12 protein-coding genes are annotated in these 18,829 nt (G+C 62.0%); 4 read left to right on the top strand and 8 right to left on the bottom strand.

Annotated features, from left to right (window positions below; genetic code table 11):
• The first annotated feature begins 56 nt into the window (after window positions 1–56).
• A complete protein-coding gene (locus tag PSH97_RS19305; protein ID WP_305446294.1) occupies window positions 57–1,013 on the top strand; it encodes an alpha/beta hydrolase in 957 nt (318 codons plus the stop codon).
• A gap of 701 nt (window positions 1,014–1,714) precedes the next feature.
• Here the strand turns inward: PSH97_RS19305 and PSH97_RS19300 are convergent.
• The 5 genes from PSH97_RS19300 to pvdM form a co-directional block, all read right to left on the bottom strand.
• A complete protein-coding gene (locus PSH97_RS19300) occupies window positions 1,715–4,195 on the bottom strand; it encodes a TonB-dependent siderophore receptor (protein WP_305446293.1) in 2,481 nt (826 codons plus the stop codon).
• 113 nt (window positions 4,196–4,308) lie between these two features.
• The gene (locus PSH97_RS19295; protein ID WP_305446292.1) at window positions 4,309–5,958 is read right to left on the bottom strand and encodes a cyclic peptide export ABC transporter; all 1,650 of its coding nucleotides are present in this window, start codon (window positions 5,956–5,958) and stop codon (window positions 4,309–4,311) included.
• Window positions 5,959–6,230: 272 nt separating this feature from the next.
• Window positions 6,231–7,118: a dihydropyoverdine dehydrogenase gene (gene pvdO / locus PSH97_RS19290; protein WP_305446291.1), complete on the bottom strand. Its 888-nt coding sequence runs from the start codon at window positions 7,116–7,118 to the stop codon at window positions 6,231–6,233.
• A 43-nt stretch (window positions 7,119–7,161) separates the two neighbouring features.
• Window positions 7,162–8,448 (bottom strand): pyoverdine-tailoring periplasmic protein PvdN, encoded by a 1,287-nt coding sequence (gene pvdN / locus PSH97_RS19285; RefSeq protein ID WP_305446290.1) that lies wholly within the window; start codon window positions 8,446–8,448, stop codon window positions 7,162–7,164.
• Window positions 8,445–9,815: a pyoverdine-tailoring dipeptidase-like protein PvdM gene (gene pvdM, locus PSH97_RS19280; RefSeq protein WP_305446289.1), complete on the bottom strand. Its 1,371-nt coding sequence runs from the start codon at window positions 9,813–9,815 to the stop codon at window positions 8,445–8,447. Before pvdM ends, pvdN begins: the two co-directional genes overlap by 4 nt.
• Before the next feature lie 214 nt (window positions 9,816–10,029).
• Here pvdM and pvdP point away from each other — a divergent pair, with 214 nt between their 5' ends.
• Window positions 10,030–11,655 carry a pyoverdine maturation tyrosinase PvdP gene (pvdP, locus tag PSH97_RS19275; RefSeq protein ID WP_305446288.1) on the top strand — a complete coding sequence of 542 codons (1,626 nt, stop codon included), beginning with the start codon at window positions 10,030–10,032 and terminating at the stop codon, window positions 11,653–11,655.
• 140 nt (window positions 11,656–11,795) lie between these two features.
• Here pvdP and PSH97_RS19270 read toward each other — a convergent pair whose 3' ends face one another.
• Genes PSH97_RS19270 through PSH97_RS19260 form a run of 3 tightly spaced genes read right to left on the bottom strand, consistent with a single transcriptional unit; the run spans window position 11,796 to window position 16,332 of the window.
• Window positions 11,796–13,190, bottom strand: coding sequence for an efflux transporter outer membrane subunit (locus PSH97_RS19270; RefSeq protein ID WP_305446287.1), 1,395 nt, complete (start codon window positions 13,188–13,190; stop codon window positions 11,796–11,798).
• Window positions 13,191–13,197: 7 nt separating this feature from the next.
• Window positions 13,198–15,171: a MacB family efflux pump subunit gene (locus PSH97_RS19265; RefSeq protein ID WP_305446286.1), complete on the bottom strand. Its 1,974-nt coding sequence runs from the start codon at window positions 15,169–15,171 to the stop codon at window positions 13,198–13,200.
• Complete coding sequence (locus PSH97_RS19260; RefSeq protein WP_305446285.1) at window positions 15,172–16,332, bottom strand: efflux RND transporter periplasmic adaptor subunit; 1,161 nt, start codon at window positions 16,330–16,332, stop codon at window positions 15,172–15,174.
• Between the two features lie 301 nt (window positions 16,333–16,633).
• On the opposite strand from PSH97_RS19260, the gene PSH97_RS19255 reads away from it, so the two are divergent.
• Together PSH97_RS19255 and PSH97_RS19250 are read left to right on the top strand one after the other, a co-directional pair.
• Window positions 16,634–17,116, top strand: coding sequence for a sigma-70 family RNA polymerase sigma factor (locus PSH97_RS19255; RefSeq protein WP_305446284.1), 483 nt, complete (start codon window positions 16,634–16,636; stop codon window positions 17,114–17,116).
• 144 nt (window positions 17,117–17,260) lie between these two features.
• On the top strand, window positions 17,261–18,598 hold the full coding sequence (locus PSH97_RS19250) for a lysine N(6)-hydroxylase/L-ornithine N(5)-oxygenase family protein (RefSeq protein WP_305446283.1): 1,338 nt from the start codon (window positions 17,261–17,263) through the stop codon (window positions 18,596–18,598).
• Window positions 18,599–18,829: the final 231 nt, after the last annotated feature.

The following is an 18,829-nucleotide window of genomic DNA, read 5'->3' as shown; positions in this document are numbered from 1 at the left end:
GTTGGAGGGGCGTTGCCGAGGCGCGCCCCTTTTTTACGGACATAAGGATTTTTTCGATGTCGTTACACCCTGATCTGGAAGCCTTCCTCGACCTGGCGCAAGACGGCCAGGACGCAGGCCAGCCGGCGCTGCATCAACTGACCCCGGCCGAGGCCCGGGCGATCTTCGAACAAACCACGGCGCAATTGCGTTGGAATGCTCCTCAGGATCTTGATGTGCTGGAGGTCAACACCACGGCCCGGGACGGTGCGCCGCTGGCATTGCGTTTGTATCGCCCGGCCGGGGCGACGGCACCGATGCCGGTGCTGGTGTATTTCCATGGTGGTGGTTTTGTAGTGGGCAGCCTGGATTCCCATGACGGTGTCTGCCGCGAATTCTGCCGGCGTACGCCGTGCGCGGTGTTGTCGGTTGGCTATCGGCTGGCGCCGGAGCATCGCTTTCCGACAGCGCTGGAGGACGGTGAAGACGCCTTGTCCTGGCTGGCGGAACAGGCGCTGGCCCTGGGGCTGGATGCCAGTCGCGTCGCGTTCGGTGGCGACAGTGCCGGTGCCACATTGGCGACGGTGCTGGCCTTGCAAGCGGTGGTTCAGCCACACACCGTGGCCATCGCCCCCAAGGTGCAATTGCTGTGTTATCCGGTCACCGACGCCTCGCGCACCCACGATTCGCGCCTGTTGTTCAGTGAAGGGTATTTGCTGGAAAACGACACGCTGGCCTGGTTCTACCAGCACTATGCTCGCAGCCCCGAAGACCTGCTGGACTGGCGCTTCTCGCCGTTGCTGGCTGAAGACCTGCGCGGTGTGGCGCCGGCGATTGTGCTGCTGGCCGGGTTCGATCCGTTACTCGATGAAGGCCAGGCCTACGTCGATAAACTGCGCGCGCAGGGGGTGAGTGTCGAACTCGAACAGTGCCCGGGTTTGACCCATGACCTGCTCAGATTGGCCTCGGTGATGCCGGATGTGCTGAGCGTGCATGAAAGCTTGAGCCGGGCACTGAGTCGGCATTTGGGCTGAGCCTGGAAACTGCGGATAGTGCGATTGATCGTTCCCACGCACAGCAAAGGAATGTTGATCGTTTGATCGTTCCCACGCGCAGCAAAGGAATGCAGCCCGGGACGCTCCGCGTCCCTTCCAGAGCCGAACGCAGAGCGTCCGTTGAGGCATTCCCACGCGGAGCGTGGGAACGATCAAATCGGGTGGCGACTGTACGCGGGTTAGCAGACCAGGGATCAAGGAACCCGGCGCACCGAAGTGCCCCACGCACAGCCACCATCGAGAGGTGACACTGCGTGCCTTGATATTTACCGAGCTGCTAAACCCGATCGCTGATTCGTCAGCGACCCGGAAACGATAGAGCCCGGCCTCAAGGCGCACAAGCCGGCGGATTCTGGCGTAGTCGTAGGCAGCGGCGCAAGGATGTGTAGCCTGAGTGAGTATCTGGAAGTGTCGTTTAAACAGTGCTTGTTTAGCGGTCTGACACTGAGTCTTGTGGTGGCTGTATCGGCCTCATCGCGGGCAAGCCCGCTCCCACAGTGATTGGTGTCGTTCACAAATCATTTGGTCAAAGCAGAAACCTGTGGGAGCGGGCTTGCCCGCGATGAGGCCCGAAAGAACTCCTCAAACCCACGGTCAAACCACCCGATAAACAAATACGTCAGCTTGTTCCGCACAAAAAAACGCCCCGCAATTGCGGGGCGTTTTCATTGGCGCTGCAATCAGAAGTCAGCCTTGACCGACATCACGAAGTTGCGCGGTTCACCGTAGAAGTTACCCCAACCTTCGGAACCGACCGTGGCGTAGTAGCGCTTGTCGAACAGGTTGTTGCCGTTCAGTGCCACGGACCAGGTGTCGTCGATGCGGTAGCCGATGCGACCGTTCCAGACCGCATAGCCAGCCTGGGTGATGTTGTTGCCGCTGCTCGGCGAGACGCGGTAGTTGCTGCTTTGGGCATTGACGCCGGCACCGACGGTGACGCGTTCCAGTGGTCCGCTGAGGGCGTAGTCGCCCCACACGCGCAGCAGGTGGCGCGGCACATACGAGTTATACGACACACCGTCCTGACTGGCGTCGGCGTCTTCCAGCACCTTGGTCTGGGTGTAGGTGTAACCGGCCAGCAACTGCAGGCGGTCAATGACTTCACCGCTGACTTCCGCTTCGAAGCCTTGGGCGCGCACTTTGCCGGAGTTTTGCGAGCAGGTGCTGTCCGGGCAGGCCGGGTCATCCTGGGCTGCGTCTTTCTGGACAGTGCGGAACAGGTTGAAGGAGCTGTTCAGGCGACCGTCGAACCATTCACCCTTGATCCCCAGTTCATAGCTCTGACCGATCAATGGCTTGAGTGTCGAACCGGTGATGGTCTTGTAGTTGCCTTGCGGGGTGAAGATATCCGCGTAGCTGGTGTAGACGGTCAGGTTATCGTTGATATCGAACAGCAGCGCGGCGAACGGGGTGACTTGCCCGGTTTCCTTGGCCTCGGAACTGATCGGTGTGCCTTCGCCGCGCCAGAACGAGACGGAGTCGGTTTCGGACTTGTACCAGCTGACGCGGCTGCCCAAGACGAAGGTCAGCGGATCGGCCAGTTTCAGGCGTGCCGTGGAATAGGCGCCATATTGCTTGATCCGCATGTCTACCGGACCACCCCGGGTGGCGTTGGCCAGGTAGAAACTTTCATCCGGCTGGGGCAGGTGATGGTTGGGGTTCAGCACATTCTGACTATCAGGCAGGAGGGCCACGGCGTAGAAGTCATCTTTGTGGGAGCGGCTGGCGTTGGCGCCGACGATCAGCTCGTGCTCTTGGCCGAATGCGTCGAACTTGCCGTCCACATAAGCGTCGAGGCCGTAGTCGACCTGATCGTAGTCAAAGATGCTGCCGATCATCGGGGTATTGGTGCTGGTGGCGCCAACCGGTACCGAACCGCTCGGGAAGGCGTATTCCATGTCCTGGGTGTTTTTCGAGTAAACCCCCGCGACCTTCAGCGCCCAGTTTTCGTTGAACTCGTGTTTCAGGTCGCCGAAGTAGGTGGCCCGCTTGCTGCGCTGGTTGTTCCAGGCGGTGTTCAGGCACGTGGAGCGAGAGAGCTTCAGGTCGCTGCCATCGGCGTAGCGCGGCAGGCCGCCCCAGCACGGAGTGGCATCGACGTCTTCATAGGCCATGCCCAGGCCCAGGGTGGTGTAGTCGCTCAGGTCGAAGTCCAGCGCGCCGTAGTAGATCTGGTCCCTGCGTTCGCCAACGTCATAGAAATACTGACGGGTCTGCTGGGTCACCACGGCCCGGCCACGAATGGTGCCGGCGTCGTTAAGCGGGCCGCCGGTGTCGACCTGGCCACGGTAGTTGTCCCAGGTCCCGGCGGATAACGACAGTTGAGTGTGCGGGGTGTCCTGGCCGCGCTTGCGCACGAAGTTCACACCCCCTGCGGTGCCGCCGGCGCCCTTCATCATCCCGGCCGCGCCGCGCAACACTTCGACCCGATCATAGATCGCCATGTCGCTGCTGAAGGCATCGGCCTGCACGTAGCTGCTGCCGATGTCCAGCGGCACGCCGTCGTACTGGTACTGGCCGGTCATGCGGAAACCGCGGGAGTAGAAATACTTGCCGCCCATGGGCGAGTCGTAAACGGTGATGCCCGGGGTCTTTTCCATGACCTGTTCGATGGTGTTCAGGTTCTGGTCATCGAGCATCTTGCGGGTGATGACGGTGATCGACTGCGGGGTTTCCCTGAGCGAATGCTCGCCTTTGCCAATGGTCACCGCCCCGGTGGTGTAAGAGTTGCTGCCTTCGGTGGTCGCGCCCAATCGCTGCCCGTTGATACTGGTCGGTGCCAGTTCCATCGCATTGCCCGTGGCCGGCGCCAGCAGCGTGACCGTGTTGCCGTCGCGCTGATGGCGCAACCCGGTGCCCTTGAGCAGCGCGCTGAGCGAATCGTCTTCCTGATAGCGGCCGTTGAGGGCACTGGAACGCAGGTTCTGAATGCTCTCGGGGCTGTAGATGATTTGCAGGTTGGTCTGTTGACCGAGCGTCTGCAGCGCCTGAGCCAATGGCTGGGCCGGGATGTTCAGGGTCCATTCCTGGGCCTGGACATACGGCGTCACCGCCAGGGTCATCGCCAGGCCGAGGCCGGTGGACGTCATGCGCGAGCGAGTCGTGCTGCTCATTAACAGGGCGCGGGTCAGAGGTCGAAGCATGAAACGGGATGCGGACATGAGGTTAAGACCTTGGCAGGTATAGTTGGTAATGGTTCTTATTCATCTCATTAAGACGAGGAGGCCGCGGCAAACCGGAAAATTATTTTCCCGGTCGGCCACGGCCTCGTCGATTACGCGAGTTGCAGTTCGCTTTTGACCTTGCCGGCCTCCATGCGCACCAGTTGATCGGCCACGTCGAAGTAGCGGTCATCGTGGGAGATGACGATGATGGTTTTGCCCAGGCGCTTCAGGTCAGGCAGCAGTTCGGTGTAGAAAATGCGGCGGAAGGTCGGGTCTTGATCAGCCGCCCATTCGTCGAACACCAGCACCGGTCGTTCTTCGAGCCAGGCATTGACCAGCGCCAGGCGTTTGCGCTGGCCGGTGGAAAGATCGGTGGTGCTGAACGCGCCGTCGCGCACGCTGACCTTGTGCGCGATCTCCAAGCGTTCGAGGTAGCGGGTGGCATCCTGCGGCACTTGTCGGTCGCCCTGAATCAGGTCATCGAACAGGTAATAGTCGGCAAATATCGTGGTGAAATGCTGCCGGTAGTCATCGCGGTTGAGCGCGGTGATCGGCTGGTCATTCACGCGGATCTCGCCTTCGGTGGGCGCATAAAGACCCAGCAGCAACTTGATCAACGTGGTTTTGCCACAGCCGTTTTCACCGACGATGAACACAATGTCGCCTTGCTCGATGCGCAGGTTGACCGGGCCGAGGCGGAAGGGCTCGCTGCCTTCCACCGGCGGGAAAGCGTAACGCACGTTGCTCAGTTCCAAACTGTGGACAGGGCCGGGTTTATGGCCCTGATCTTCCAGCAGCAGGTGCGGTTCCGGGGAGGAAAACTGATCGCTGAGTTCGGCGATCCGGCGAAACGCAATCTGCGCCCGGCTGATGATTGGCAGGGTGCTGACCAGATGTTCCAGCGGGCCTTTCATGTACAGCAGCACCAACACAAAACCGCTCATCACGGCCTTGTCGGCACTGGGCCAGAACGATTGCAGGGCCAGCGCCAGGCCGATGACCACGAAGAACAGCATTGAGCCGAACGACTTGGCAATGACAAAGGTATTGATCGAGCGGATCTGCGTGTCACAGATTTTCTCGGCGGTTTTCTGGATGCCGGACACGAACATGCGCTGACGACGTGGGCGGTGGATGCGCAGTTCCTTGGCCCCTTCGGCGATGGCGTTGTAGTGCTTTTGCAGCTCGTCTTCGGAGTCTCGCGCCGCGTAGAAACCGCGCATGCCCTTGGCCCGGGCGATGGCCTGGATGGTGGTGCCGATGGCGATGGCCACCAGCATCATCAGAAACATCGGCCACGACAGCATCGCCAGATAGCCGAGGCAACCCAGGGTCACGGTCAGGGAAATCGCCAACGGCGCGAAGGCGAAGGCGAAATCGCTGATGGTGTCCACGTCGTGGGTCAGCACCGGGATCAACCGGTGGCTGCGGTAGCGCTCGATCTGGTCGATCGGCGCCGACAGCACTTTCTCCCCCAGCTCTTTGCGCAGCCTGGCGATGATGTGCTGACCGACGTAGTTGGTGCCGATGTCGGACAAAATCGAGGTCAGCAGCGCCAGCACGCACAGCCCGGCGAACATCATCACCACGGTGCGGGTCAGGCCATCGGCGGAGTGCAGGGCATTGTTGATGGTCGCCAGCAACACGGTGACGCTCAGGCCACCGATCATGCCGAGCACGATGGACGCAGAGACGATCAGGCGGAAGGGCTTGAGCAGGGCGAACAATTCGTTGATCGCCCCACGCGTTGGCTTGGTCATGGAGGATTCCTGCTTCGATGCGGAGGGAGTGCCGGTACTTAAGGAAAACGAATGGTCGGGGACTTTATTTAAACGGCTGCAGAGGGTAATTGCCGGTTAGTCACCAGGCCTGTGGTGAGCGAAATTCCTGTGGGAGCGGGCTTGCCCGCGAAAGCGGTGCGTCAGGTGACTTAAATGTTGACTGTACCGCCGTCATCGCGGGCAAGCCCGCTCCCACAGGTTTCACGGCTGAACTGACCAGCATCAGGGCAAGCCCCCTCGCTACAAAGGATTCAGAGCTCACGCACTACGCGAAACCCCAGCCAATCGCCGCTGCTGGTGGGCAGGCTGCTGTTGCGATTGCCGGAGCGGGAGAACACCGGCGCTTCGCCCCAGTCGTTGCCACGCATCACCTGGCGTTTGCAGTTCTGCTCCAGCCACGGGCTGCCGTCGCTGGGTACACCGACATAGTCTTCGCGGTAGCAGTCGGCGACCCACTCATAAACGTTGCCGTGCATGTCGAACACGCCAAAGGCGTTGGCCGGGAAGGTGCCAGCCGGGGAGGTGAAGTTGTAGCCGTCGGCGGCACCGTAGGTGTTGGCGTTTTTCGAGATCTGGTAGTCGGCGCCTTCATCGAACGCAAACGGGAAAGCCCCGGTGCTGCCGGCGCGGGCGGCGTACTCACGGATCGACTCGCTGGGCATGCGATAGGCATGACCGGTTTTCTTCGACAGCCAGGCAATGTAGCCCTGGGCTTCGGCCACGTTCATGCACACGGCCGGGTGGCGCGCGGTCTGTTTGAAGCTGGGTTTGCCGGCGGTGCAGCGACGGCCCGGGCGATCATCGAAGTCGGCGGGGGTGTTGCCGGTGGCGCGCACGTAGGCGTCCCATTCGCCGGCCAGTACCTGAAAGCGGCTGATGGCGAAAGGGCGGGTGAAGGTCACTTCATGCAGCGGGCCTTCATCGGGCTGGTGGCCGACTTCATCCGCTGGTGTGCCCATGGTGTAGCGGCCGGCGGGCAGCACGACCATTTCCGGACAGTCCTTGCAGTCCTTGAACACCTTGCCGGGGGCTGGCGGGTTCGCGGCCTGGGCAGTGCCGGGCAGCAGACCGGCGAGCAATGCGGTCAGTGCCAGGGCCGATAAGGTTCGCAGGGAAGAGGGCATAGGGAGCGTTTTCATAAGTCGTCTCGGTTAAAGGAAAACGGTGCCTCGCAGAGAGGGTTCACGCGGAGCGCTTTTTGCCCAGCACGTCGATGAAACGGTCCACCTCGGCTTCGGTATTCAGCAGGCCGGGGGCGGTGCGGATCACCGGGCCGACGTCGCGACTGACCGCATCGCAGACAATCCGGTTTTGCATCAGATGAGCGGCCACCGCATCGCTGTCCTGACCCTTGACCCGGAAGAAGCTGAACCCCGCCGAAAACTTCGGGTCGACCGGGGTGACCAGTTCGACGCCCGGCTGCTCCAGCAATCGTTGTTTCAGGTAGCTGTTGAGCTGATGGATACGCGCCTGGACGTCGGCCTTGCCCAGTTCCAGGTGCAATTTGAATGCTTCGTCCACGGCCCAGCGATGTTCGAAAGCGTGATAGCCGCCCGGGGACATGGTGGTGGAAAAGGTCGTGGCTTCGGAGAAGGTCGGTACGCTCGGGCTGACGTATTTCAGCTCTTCGCTGCGGCTGCAAACGATGCCGGTGCCGCGGGGGCCGAACATCCATTTGTGGGTGCCGGCAATGAAGAAGTCGCAGTTCATCGCCGGGAAGCTCAGGTCTTCGACGCCGAAACCGTGCACGCCGTCGACCACGTAAATGATCCGGTCCTTGTCGTCGCGCTGGCGATTGTGTTCATCGACGAGTCCGGCGATGTCGCTGATCGGTAGCTTCACGCCACTGCCCGAGTGCACCCAGGTCATGCCCAGCACGCGGGTCTCGGGGCGGATATTGCGGTTGATGGTATCCAGCACTTGGTCGGCCGAGATCGACTGTGGTTGCTCGAACAACTGAATCTTGCGCACCCGGGTGCCATCGCGCTGGTTGCGAAAATGCAGGATGTTGTTCGTGGAATAGTGTTCGTGAACCGTGGTGAGGATTTCCTGATCGGGACGCACCTGCACGCCGCCATAAATCATCGCCAGGCCTTCGGTGGTGCTGCCGGTGAGGGCGATCTGTGTCGGTTTGGCCTGCAAATACCGACCGGCCCAGAGCCTCACGTTTTCTTCGCGCTGGTGGGTCACGCCCAGGTCCCAGTCCATGGCCAGCCCGGGGTTCAGGTCCAGCGAGGCGCGGTGACGGGCGATGGCCTCGCGCACGGGTTTGGGGTGGGAGGTCACCAGGAAATTGGCGAAGTGAATGTAGTTCGGATCCTGCTCGAACAACTGGTGCAATTGCACCCACTTGTTCCGGGACACGGCTTGCAGCTGCACGGCGGCGGCCGGGGTCCCGAGGCTGGCACCCAACGGCAGGCCGGCGGCGAGGATCCCGGCCTGTTTCAGAAAAGTACGACGGTCACTCATGGTTTTACCGTTTCCTGGCGAGAAATCAGCGTGGGCTTCGCGGCTTTTTGCACCTGTTCCCAGACCCGCAGGAAGTTACCGCCCCAGAGCTTGGCGATGTCGGCTTCGGAATAACCGCGCTGGATCAGTTCGGCGGTGACGTTGCGGATTTCGCCGACATTTTCCCAGCCTTTGATGCCGCCCCCGTCGTTGAAGTCCGAAGCGATGCCGACGTGGTCGATGCCGACCTTGCGCACGGTGTAATCGATGGCATCGCCGAGGTCCTTGAGGGTGGCCTTGGGTTCTTCTTCGAGAATGGCGTACAGGCCGCTGGCGTATTGACCGAGCTTCTGTTCGGACCAGGCGGTGATGATCGGGTCACCGGGCATCAATGCCATCGCCAGATTGGGCAATGGCGGCAAATCAAAACGTTTGCGCAGGGCGTTGAGTTTGTCCTGTGTGTCTTGGGTCAGCGGCTTGAGGTATTGCGAGAAACCGACTACCTGGACTACGCCGCCGCTGTTCTTGATCAGCTGCAGTTCCTTGTCGCTGAGGTTGCGCGGGATGTCCACCGAAGCCCGTGGTGCCGAGTGCGAGGCCACCATCGGCGTGCGGCTCAGTTGCGCCACTTGTTCCAGGCCTTTGGTCGACATCTGCGACACATCAATGATCACGCCCAGATCGTTGAGGCGCTGCACCGCTTGTTTGCCGATGTCCGACAGCCCGTCGAGGGCATCGGGGGAGTCGTTGAAAAACGGCAGCGGTCGTGACGAATCGGCCCAGCTGTTGTTGCCGATGTAGCTGAAACCGAACATGCGCATGCCGCGGGCGGCCCACAGGTCCAGTTTGCTCAGGTCATTGCCCAGCGGGTAGGCGTTGAGCATGCTGATGAAAATCGCAAACTTGCCTTCGCCGTGCAGGCGTCGGAAGTCGTCGGGGGTGTAGGCGATGCCGACCTGATTGGGAAAATCGCGAACCAGGCCGGAGATGATTTTGTAGCGCACTTCCTGCTGGTTGCGTGCTTCCTCGACGAAACCGTCGGTGGGCCTGTGCGGCGCGTTCGGGCCGTTCCACATTTCCGGCCAGCCGAAGACTGTCAGGGCAGCGCCGGACAGTCGGCCACGGTTGGCCTTGATCAGGTCGAACTGGCCGGAACCGTCCTTGTCGGCCTCATTGCCATGGGCACCGAAACTCAGGGGGACGGTGATGTGGCTATCGAAGGACAGGATCCGCTCCTGCAGTTCGGTGGCCTGTTTCATGACCTTGACCGGGTAGCCGGGGTTGTCCTTGAACCCGTAATCCCAGACCAGCCAGCCTGCGCCGGCACTGATCGCCAAGGCCAGTGGCAGGCCGAGGTACAGAGCTTTTTTCGAACGTGTTTTTGTCATCGCCATCTCAGTCAGGTTCGCCGCCCCGGTGCAGGCGCAGGGGCCTTTGCTATCTGGGAAGAACGAGTGACCGATGCAGGAATTTAGGTGACCCCGCAAAGATCGCATTTCATATGCAGGCGCCTGCGATCTTTGAGGGCTCCCATAAATTTGTAGAAGCAACAAACGTTCTAGCTTGGATAAAGCCTGCTTCATGGCTGACACAGGTAGGGCAATGACGATTTCTCGACGCTGGTTCATGGCGGGCCTGGCGCTCACGAGCGCTGCGGTGCCTGCCGCTTTTTATGCACATCGTGAGCTGACTCGGGAAAAGGAACCGATCACGCCGGGGGAGGCCACGGTCGACCTGGCGAGCACCGCCGGGCAGCAACTGGCCGACAGCTTGCGCGGAATCTGGGACATTCGTTTTGTCGGCAGCGATGCCGGGCTCGATGGCTTGCCGCAGGACGGGCTGGAGCTGTTTCTCGACATCGCTCATCGCGGGCGCGGGTTGCGCGGTTGCCTGGACACCGGCACTCACCTGCGCGGGGAAGGCCCGCCGTGCTATCAGGTCATCGGCGATCTGGCACCGGCCACTGGCGCTGAACTGTACTGGCGACTGATGCGCACTGACGCCCCGCTGGTGGCGCCGGTGTATGAATTCAAGGCAAAGCTCGACGAAGTCTGGGCGGCTTTCGGCAACGCCGGCAGTGGCACCTTCAGCGGCCAGGTGCTGAGCCTGAATCGCCCGTTGGGTTTGCCCGAACTCGACAATCGCTTTATCGCCATCAAGCGCCGGTTTCCCGAAGCGCGGGAGCGAGTCGCCCTCAACCCGGCGTTTCTGGCGTGGCTGGTGTCCCCCGAACATCGTTTGTTTCATCAGCTCTGGCACGCGTCCCGGGATAAATGGCACAAGCTCTCGGAGAAAAAGCGCGAGGCGTTGCGTGGTATCGGCTGGCAACCCGGACCACGGGACAACGAGCGTGATGCCCGCGGGCCGCGCAAGGACCGAAACGGTTCGGGCATCGATTTCTTCTTCATGCACCGGCACATGCTCGGCATCGCCCGCTCCATGCAGGATTTGCCTTCATGGCCGGCATTCCCCTTGCCGCAGCCGGAGCTTGAGCGTGATCGCCAGGGCTTCGCGCGCTACTTCGACAATCACGATGGCAATGCCTTGCCGCCGACCTGGTTGACCGAAGGCGACGACGAGTACACCAAATGGGTCAGCGACATCAAAGCCGCCGAGACCTATCACAGCAACTTCCAGGTCTGGGAGTCGCAGTACCGGGATCCGCGTTATCTGTCGAAACTGACCCTCGGCCAGTTCGGTTCGGAGGTCGAGCTGGGCCTGCACGATTGGCTGCACATGCGCTGGGCGTCGGTGGCACGGGACCCGTCCAACGAGATACCGGTGCCGATGGCCCGGGATCAGGCCGACTTCGCGGCGCGCTGGTATGCTCCGGAAAACGACTTTCTCGGCGATCCGTTTTCGTCCCACGTCAACCCGGTGTTCTGGCGTTTCCACGGCTGGATCGACGATCGCATCGAAGACTGGTTCCGCGCCCATGAGCGTTTTCACCCTGGCGAACTGAGTCGACTGGAGGTCAACGGTGTGCCGTGGTTTGCGCCGGGGCGTTGGGTGGAAGTCGGCGATCCGTGGCTCGGGCCGGACACCCACGGTTGCAGCACGACCCCGGGTCTGCAAGCGGGGCGCTCGGTGGAAATGGACCCCGAAACCATGAAGCTGGCGTTGCGCATCACCTTTGGCGATGAAGACAACATGAGCGACCTGTTGCGCAAAGTGCCGCGCCGGCCGTGGTATGCGCGGCATCTGAAGGTCAAGGGATGGCCGGTTTAATCAGGTAGACCGCGTTATCGTTCTTTCGCGAGCAGGCTCGCTCCCACACTGGATGTCGCTGAACACAACGTTTGTGTACGACGCAAATCCAATGGGGGAGCGAGCCTGCTCGCGATAGCGAACTCAATGCTCACCCTGAGCTAAAGCACCTGCCACCCCCCACCCAGCGCCTTGTACAGCGCGATACTGGCCTGCAACCGCGACAACCTCAGCTGCACATTCATATCTTGGGCGGCATACAGCGTGCGCTGGGTTTGCAGCACCGTAAGCAAGTCTTCGGCGCCGGCCTGGTAGCGGCTCTGGGCGATGTCGAAAGCGGTCTGAGCCTGGCTCAGTTCTTCCCCTTGCCACTGACGTTGTTCGTCCAGCCCACGAATGCTGTTGAGGGCTTTTTCCACATCGGCAAAGCCGTTGATGATTGCCCCGCGATAGGTTTCCAGCAATTCCTGTTGGCGCGCCGTGGCTTTGTCGCGAGTGGCGCTGAGGCGACCATTGTTGAAGATCGGTGCCACCAGCCCCGAGGACAGGTTGTAAAAAGTCGTGCGCAACAGATCCGAGGCCAGGTCGGCGCCGGTGCCCAGGCTGGCGGTAAGCGTCAGGGTGGGCAACATCGCCGCACGGGCGACGGTCACATCGGCCTGGGCGGCAGCGAGTTTGGCTTCGGCGCTGGCGATGTCCGGACGGCGACTCAACAGCTCACTGGGCACGCCGCTGTCAATCTCTGGCCAATGCAATTGATCAAACGCCTGCTCCGTCAGCGTCAGTGCCTGCACCGGTTGGCCGAGCAGGGCGGCGAGGGTGATCCGCGCTTCCCGGGCCTGTTGCTGCACCAGCGGCAGTTTGCGTTGCTGTTCGGCCACCAGGCTCTTTTGCTGAGCCAGTTCCAGCGCGGTGGCGCTGCCGGCGTCGTAGCGGGTCTGCACCAATCGCAAAACGCTTTGGGCGTTGGCCAGGTTCAGCTCGGCGATCCGTTGCTGTTCACGCAACGACAGGGCTTGGGTGTAGCTGTTGGCCACGCCACTTTGCAAGGTCAGCTCCACGGTGGCCCGATCGAACTCGCTGGCCTGCAAGCCGAGCAGGGCGCTGTCCCGGGCCGCCCGTTTGCCGCCCCAGAAGTCGATTTCATAGCTGGCGCTCAGTTCGGCATCGTAATAATTCAGCGAGCGATTATCGGGGCTGACGTCCAGTTGGCTGTAGCCCTTGCCGTGCAGCAAGCGTTGGCGATTGGCGTTGAGGCCGGCCTTGAGCTCGGGCAGCAGCGGGGCGCCGGCGATGGTGGCGCTGGCTTGGGCCTGCTGCACCCGGGCGACGGCGGCGGCCAGGTCGTGGCTGCCCACGCTGGCCTGTTCGATCAGGCGATTCAGTTGTGGGCTGCCGAACTGCATCCACCATTGGCGATTGCTGTGTGCAGCGGCTGAAGTGTTCGGTGATTGCCAGGCGGCGGGTGGTTGCAGGCCACTGTCGGGGCGCGGCGCAGGGTTGCTGCAGGCGGCCAGCAACAGGCTGGCGGCCAGAAGGCTCAGGGGCACTTTCATAGGTCGATCATTCACTGGTAAGGGCCGTGACCGGATCGAGCCGGGCAGCCTTGCGGGCAGGCATGAAGCCGAAGATGACACCGGTGACCAGGGCGCAGCCGAAGGCGCCGAGCACGGCGAACAACTGGAACGCGACCGCGACATTGCCGAGCAGCAGCACGCCACCGACCAGCAGCGCCAGGCCGATTCCGGCGACACCGCCGACCACCGAAAGCATGACCGCCTCGGTGAGAAACTGGCGCAGGATGTCGCGCTGACGGGCGCCGGTGGCCATGCGAATCCCGATTTCCCGGGTGCGTTCACGCACGGTCATCAGCATGATGTTCATGACGCCGATGCCGCCGACCAGCAACGAAATCGCCGCAATCGAACCGAGCATCAATGACAGCGTGCCTTGGGTGCGGGCCTCGGCCTGGATCATGGCGGCGTTGTTGGTCAGTTCGAAATCGCGCTTGCCCTTGTGCTCGCGCAGGATTGTTTGTTCGATGGCCTGCTCGGCTTCCTTGACCTTGCGCGCATCCTTGGCGGCAATCACCACATACTCGGGGTTGCGACTGCCAAACAGACGCACGCTGGCGGCCGAGTAGGGCACGGCGATGCGGTTGTCGCTGTCGGAATCACCGGAACTGGAGCCTTTTTCCGCCAGCACGCCGAGCACCTGAAACGGTACGTTTTCGATCAGGATGTACTGGCCAATCGGGTCGGTCAGGTCTTTGAACAGCTTCTCCCTGACCTTGTGCCCGATCACCGCGACCGCGGCGGCACTGTCTTCATCGGCCTGAGTGAAATAGCTGCCCTGAACCACCGGCCAATTGAAGATGCTCGGGAAGTTGGTGTCGTTGCCGCCCACATAGGCGGTGTGATCGGCATTGCCGAAACGCACACCGGCCGTCGAGCCGTTGACCGGCATGATCCGCTGCACCTGGGGCAGGTTGGCGAGCGCGGCGACGTCGTCGAGGGTGATGATGCCGGGTGGCGTACGCGGATTGGGCGCGGCGCCGCTGAGGTAAATGATGTTGGAACCGAAGGCGCCCATTTGCGCCATCACCTGCCGCTTGCTGCCTTCGCCCACCGCCAGCATCACCACTACCGACGCCACGCCAATGACAATCCCCAGCAGCGTCAGGGCGGTGCGGAAGCGGTTGATCCACATCACTCGCCAGGCCGCCTGAACCGCGTCCAGCAGCTCGCCTTTCCAGGCGCCATTGGCTTCGCTGCCGGCGCTCAGGCGCTGGCGCAGGTCCACGGCTTGCAGCGCGCCGGGACGAGCCGTGCGGGGGGCGGCCGCGGGATTGGTGGCGGTGTCGCTGATGATCAGACCGTCGCGGATTTCGATGACCCGGTTGGCGCGTTTGGCCACTTCGCGGTCGTGGGTAATGAGGATCACCACATGCCCCTGGCTGGCCAGTTCGTCGAGCAGGGTCATGACTTCAGCGCCGCTGTGGCTGTCGAGGGCGCCGGTGGGTTCGTCGGCGAGGATGATGTGACCGCCGTTCATCAACGCCCGGGCGATCGACACCCGTTGCTGCTGGCCGCCGGAGAGTTGGTGCGGACGGTTGCCGGTGCGCGAGCCCAGGCCGAGGCGCTCGAGCAGGGCCGCCGCGCGGGCATGGCGTTCGTCCGCCGGGGTGCCGGCATAGATGGCCGGCATCTCGACGTTTTCCTGGGCCGATCCGGATGGGATCAGGTGATAACCCTGAAACACGAAGCCGAAGGCCTCACGCCGTAGCCAGGCCAGTTCGTCACTGCCCAGGCCGGCGACGTTTTCCCCGGCGAACAGGTAGTCGCCGCTGGTGGGGCGGTCGAGGCAGCCGAGGATGTTCATCAAGGTCGATTTGCCGGAACCGGAAGCGCCGACGATGGCGACAAATTCGCCGGCATGGATCGACAGGTCGATGCCGCGCAGCACTTCCACCAAGGGGCTGTCGCCACCGCCGTAGGCTTTGCGGATCTGTCGCAGGTCAATCAGAGGTGTTTGCATTCAGCCTCCGCTGCCGGTAAGCGGAGCGCTCAGCACGTGATCGCCTTCCGCCAGCCCGTCGAGAATCTGCGTGCGTAACCGGTCGCTGATCCCGGTGCGAACCTCGCGGCGCTGAACCTCGCCGTTGGCCGCCACCACTTGCGCCACTTGGCGATCCGTCGCGGTGCCGTTTTGCAGGGCCGCGGTGGGCACCGTCAGCACGTTCTGCGCCTGCCGGGCGACGAAAAATACCTGGGCGGTCATGTCCGTCATCAAGGCGTTGTCGGCGTTGTCGACATCCAGCAGCACGGTATAGAGCACCACCCGTTCGCTGCCGCTGCGACCGCTGGTGGGGCTGCCCTGCATCTGTTCGAGCGGGCGCGGCGGCACCGGCAGAATCTGCCGCACGGTGCTGCTCCAGCGCCGGCTGCCACCGCTGAGCGTGGTGAACCAGGCGGTCATGCCGGGTTTGACCTGGCCGATATCGGCCTCCGAAACCTCGGCCCATACGGTCATCGGTGACAACCGGGCAATGCGCAATATCAGCGGCGTCTGTTGTTGGGCGTTGAGCGTCTGGCCTTCCCGGGCGCCGACGGCGACCACCGTGCCGGACATCGGCGCGTAGATCCGTGTGTAACCCAACTCCGCTTCGTCGCTGCGCAAACTGGCCTGGGCTTGACGAATCTGCGCCTGGAACCTGTCGATGCGTGCTTGGGTCGCCCGCACTTCGGCGCGGGCGGTCTGCACATCCTCTTCGCGGGTCGCGCCGCCGGCCTCGAGGTTCTGCTGGCGTTGGTACTTTTGCTGCGCCAGGTCGTGCTGGGCGCGCTGCTCTTGCAGTTGGGCCTTGAGGTTGTCGATGGAAAAGCGTCCGGCGTCGAGTTTGGCTTTCTGGGTCGAGGGGTCGATCTCCACCAGCAATTGGCCTTCCTTGACCTGATCGCCGGCCTCGACATGAATCTTCTGGATCTGCCCGGACGCCTGGGCGCCGACGTCGACGTAACGTCGCGGTTGCAGGGTGCCGAGGGCGGTCACGCTGTTTTCGATATCGGCGCGGGTCACGGCGGCGGTGGCAAGTTTCTCACGCCCCGGCGGGATCACTTGCCAGGCGGCCAGGGCCACGGCGGGGATCAGGCACAGAGCGACAAACAGGGCGCGTCGGGTGGGGCGGGGACGTTTCATGCGGGGTTCCAGCCGGTGAAAATCGGCCCGTCGCTCGGCGAGCACGGCAGTGACCGACGCCGCTGAACGCTGTCGATGGACCGACAGACACGGGAAGCTGTCCTGTAAACGAGAACCCCGGAGCAGAATTTAAGCCTTGATACATAGGGTTACAGGACGACAAATGAGGTTATTTCTCAGGTAAGTGGATCCAGTGCTTTAAATCTATATGAGAATTACTATAAATTACGCCTCTTGCGCGCTGCCATCATCGTGCCGCCATCTCTTTTATGGCGCAGATCTGGCTCAAGGACTGGGAGTCATGTTGGAAAACTACTATCGCGAGCTGGTGTGTTTCCTGAACGCCAAGCTGGGCAACCGTCAGGTGGCCGAAGATGTGGTGCATGACGCTTATCTGCGGGTACTGGAGCGTTCCAGTGACACGCCGATCGAACAACCCCGGGCGTTTCTTTATCGCACCGCGCTCAATCTGGTGATCGACGACCACCGACGCAATGCCTTGCGGCAGGTCGAATCCCTGGACGTGCTCGACAGCGAAGAACGCTACTTCACGCCATCCCCTCACAACAGCCTCGATCACGGTCAGCGCCTGGACATGCTCCAGCGCGCACTGGCGGAGTTGCCACGGTTGTGTCGCGAGAGTTTTCTTCTGCGCAAAATCGATGGCTTGTCGCACCCGGAAATCGCCGGGCAGCTGGGTATTTCCCGGGCGCTGGTGGAGAAGCACATCGTCAATGCCATGAAGCATTGCCGGGTGCGCATGCGCCAGTGGGACGCTCCCTGATCGCCACCGTTTAATCAGGCCACGTTAAATTTTTTTTCATTGTCCTCGTTCCTATTCAACAGACGATCTGCTGCCGCACAAGGCCGGTCAGGTCACCCAGGCTTTATCCCCGCTGGTCCGGGGTTCATCCAGAGGACACTGGAAATGACACAGGCAATTGCATCGCCCATCGTTCACGACCTGATCGGCGTCGGTTTCGGCCCTTCGAACCTGGCTCTGGCCATCGCCCTGCAAGAGCGCGGGCCGAGCCAGGGCGAGCTGGATGTGCTGTTTCTCGACAAGCAAGCGGACTACCGCTGGCACGGCAATACCCTGGTCACCCAGAGCGAACTGCAGATTTCCTTTCTCAAGGATCTGGTGACGCTGCGCAACCCGACCAGCCCGTATTCCTTCGTCAATTACCTCAAGCACCACGGTCGTCTAGTGGACTTCATCAACCTCGGCACCTTCTATCCATGCCGCATGGAGTACAACGACTACCTGCGCTGGGTCGCCGGGCAATTTACCGAACAGAGTCGCTATGGCGAGGAAGTGCTGGCCATCGAACCGGTGCTGCATCACCAGCAGGTCGAAGCACTGCGGGTGATCTCGCGTGATACGCAAGGTCAGCAGCATGTGCGCACCACCCGTTCGGTAGTGGTCAGCGCTGGCGGTACACCGCGCATTCCCGAAGCGTTCAAGGCACTCAAGGATGACGGCCGGGTGTTCCATCACTCCCAGTATCTGGAGCGCATGGCCAGCCAGCCGTGTGTGAACAACCAACCGATGAGCATCGCGATCATTGGCGGCGGGCAGAGTGCGGCGGAAGCCTTCATCGACCTGAACGACAGCTTCCCGTCGGTGCAGGTGGACATGATCCTGCGTGGCTCGGCCTTGAAGCCAGCCGATGACAGCCCCTTCGTCAACGAAGTGTTCTCGCCGGAGTTCACCGACCTGGTGTTCCAGCAGGCCAGCAGCGAACGTGAGCGCCTGGTCAACGAGTACCACAACACCAACTATTCGGTGGTGGATATCGGCCTGATCGAACGCATCTACGGCATCTTCTACCGGCAGAAAGTCTCGGGCATCGCGCGCCACGCGTTCCGTACCCTGACCACCATCGAAAAAGCCACCGCCACCGAGCGCGGTATCGAACTGGCGGTGCGCGACAACGCCACCGGCGAAGTCACCGTTCGTTGCTACGACGCCGTGGTGCTGGCCACCGGTTACGAGCGTCAGATGCACCGCAAACTGCTGGCGCCGCTGGAACAGTACCTGGGTGATTTTGAGGTCGATCGCAATTACAAACTGATCACCGACGAGCGTTGCAAGGCCGGCATCTACATGCAGGGCTTCTGCCAGGCCAGCCACGGCTTGAGCGACACCTTGCTGTCGATCCTGCCGATCCGCGCCGATGAAATTGCCGGGTCGCTGTATGACCATGGCAAGTCGCGTGGGCATGGCCGGTCGGTGATGGATGTGTTGTTGGCCACTGCCAGCTAAATCTTCGGCGTCTGCCAGCCGCCATCGCGGGCAAGCCCGCGATGGGGCTCTCAAAAGCACCACAAATGTAGAATCCTGAACCCGGAATAACCCCGCGCTGCAACGGCGCGGCGAATCCCGGCCCGTTCCCTGAGAACCACGTCCTGAAGGGATAAGTGACACCGTTTTTAGGAAATGTCCTACAGAACGCTTCCTCGCTCTTGCGTAGCCTTGCCGCCTCACTCATCAGTC

It is taken from the genome of Pseudomonas cucumis (assembly GCF_030687935.1).
In the GTDB taxonomy this organism is placed as follows: Bacteria; Pseudomonadota; Gammaproteobacteria; order Pseudomonadales; family Pseudomonadaceae; genus Aquipseudomonas; species Aquipseudomonas cucumis.
This window is presented reverse-complemented; position numbering and strand designations above follow the sequence as displayed.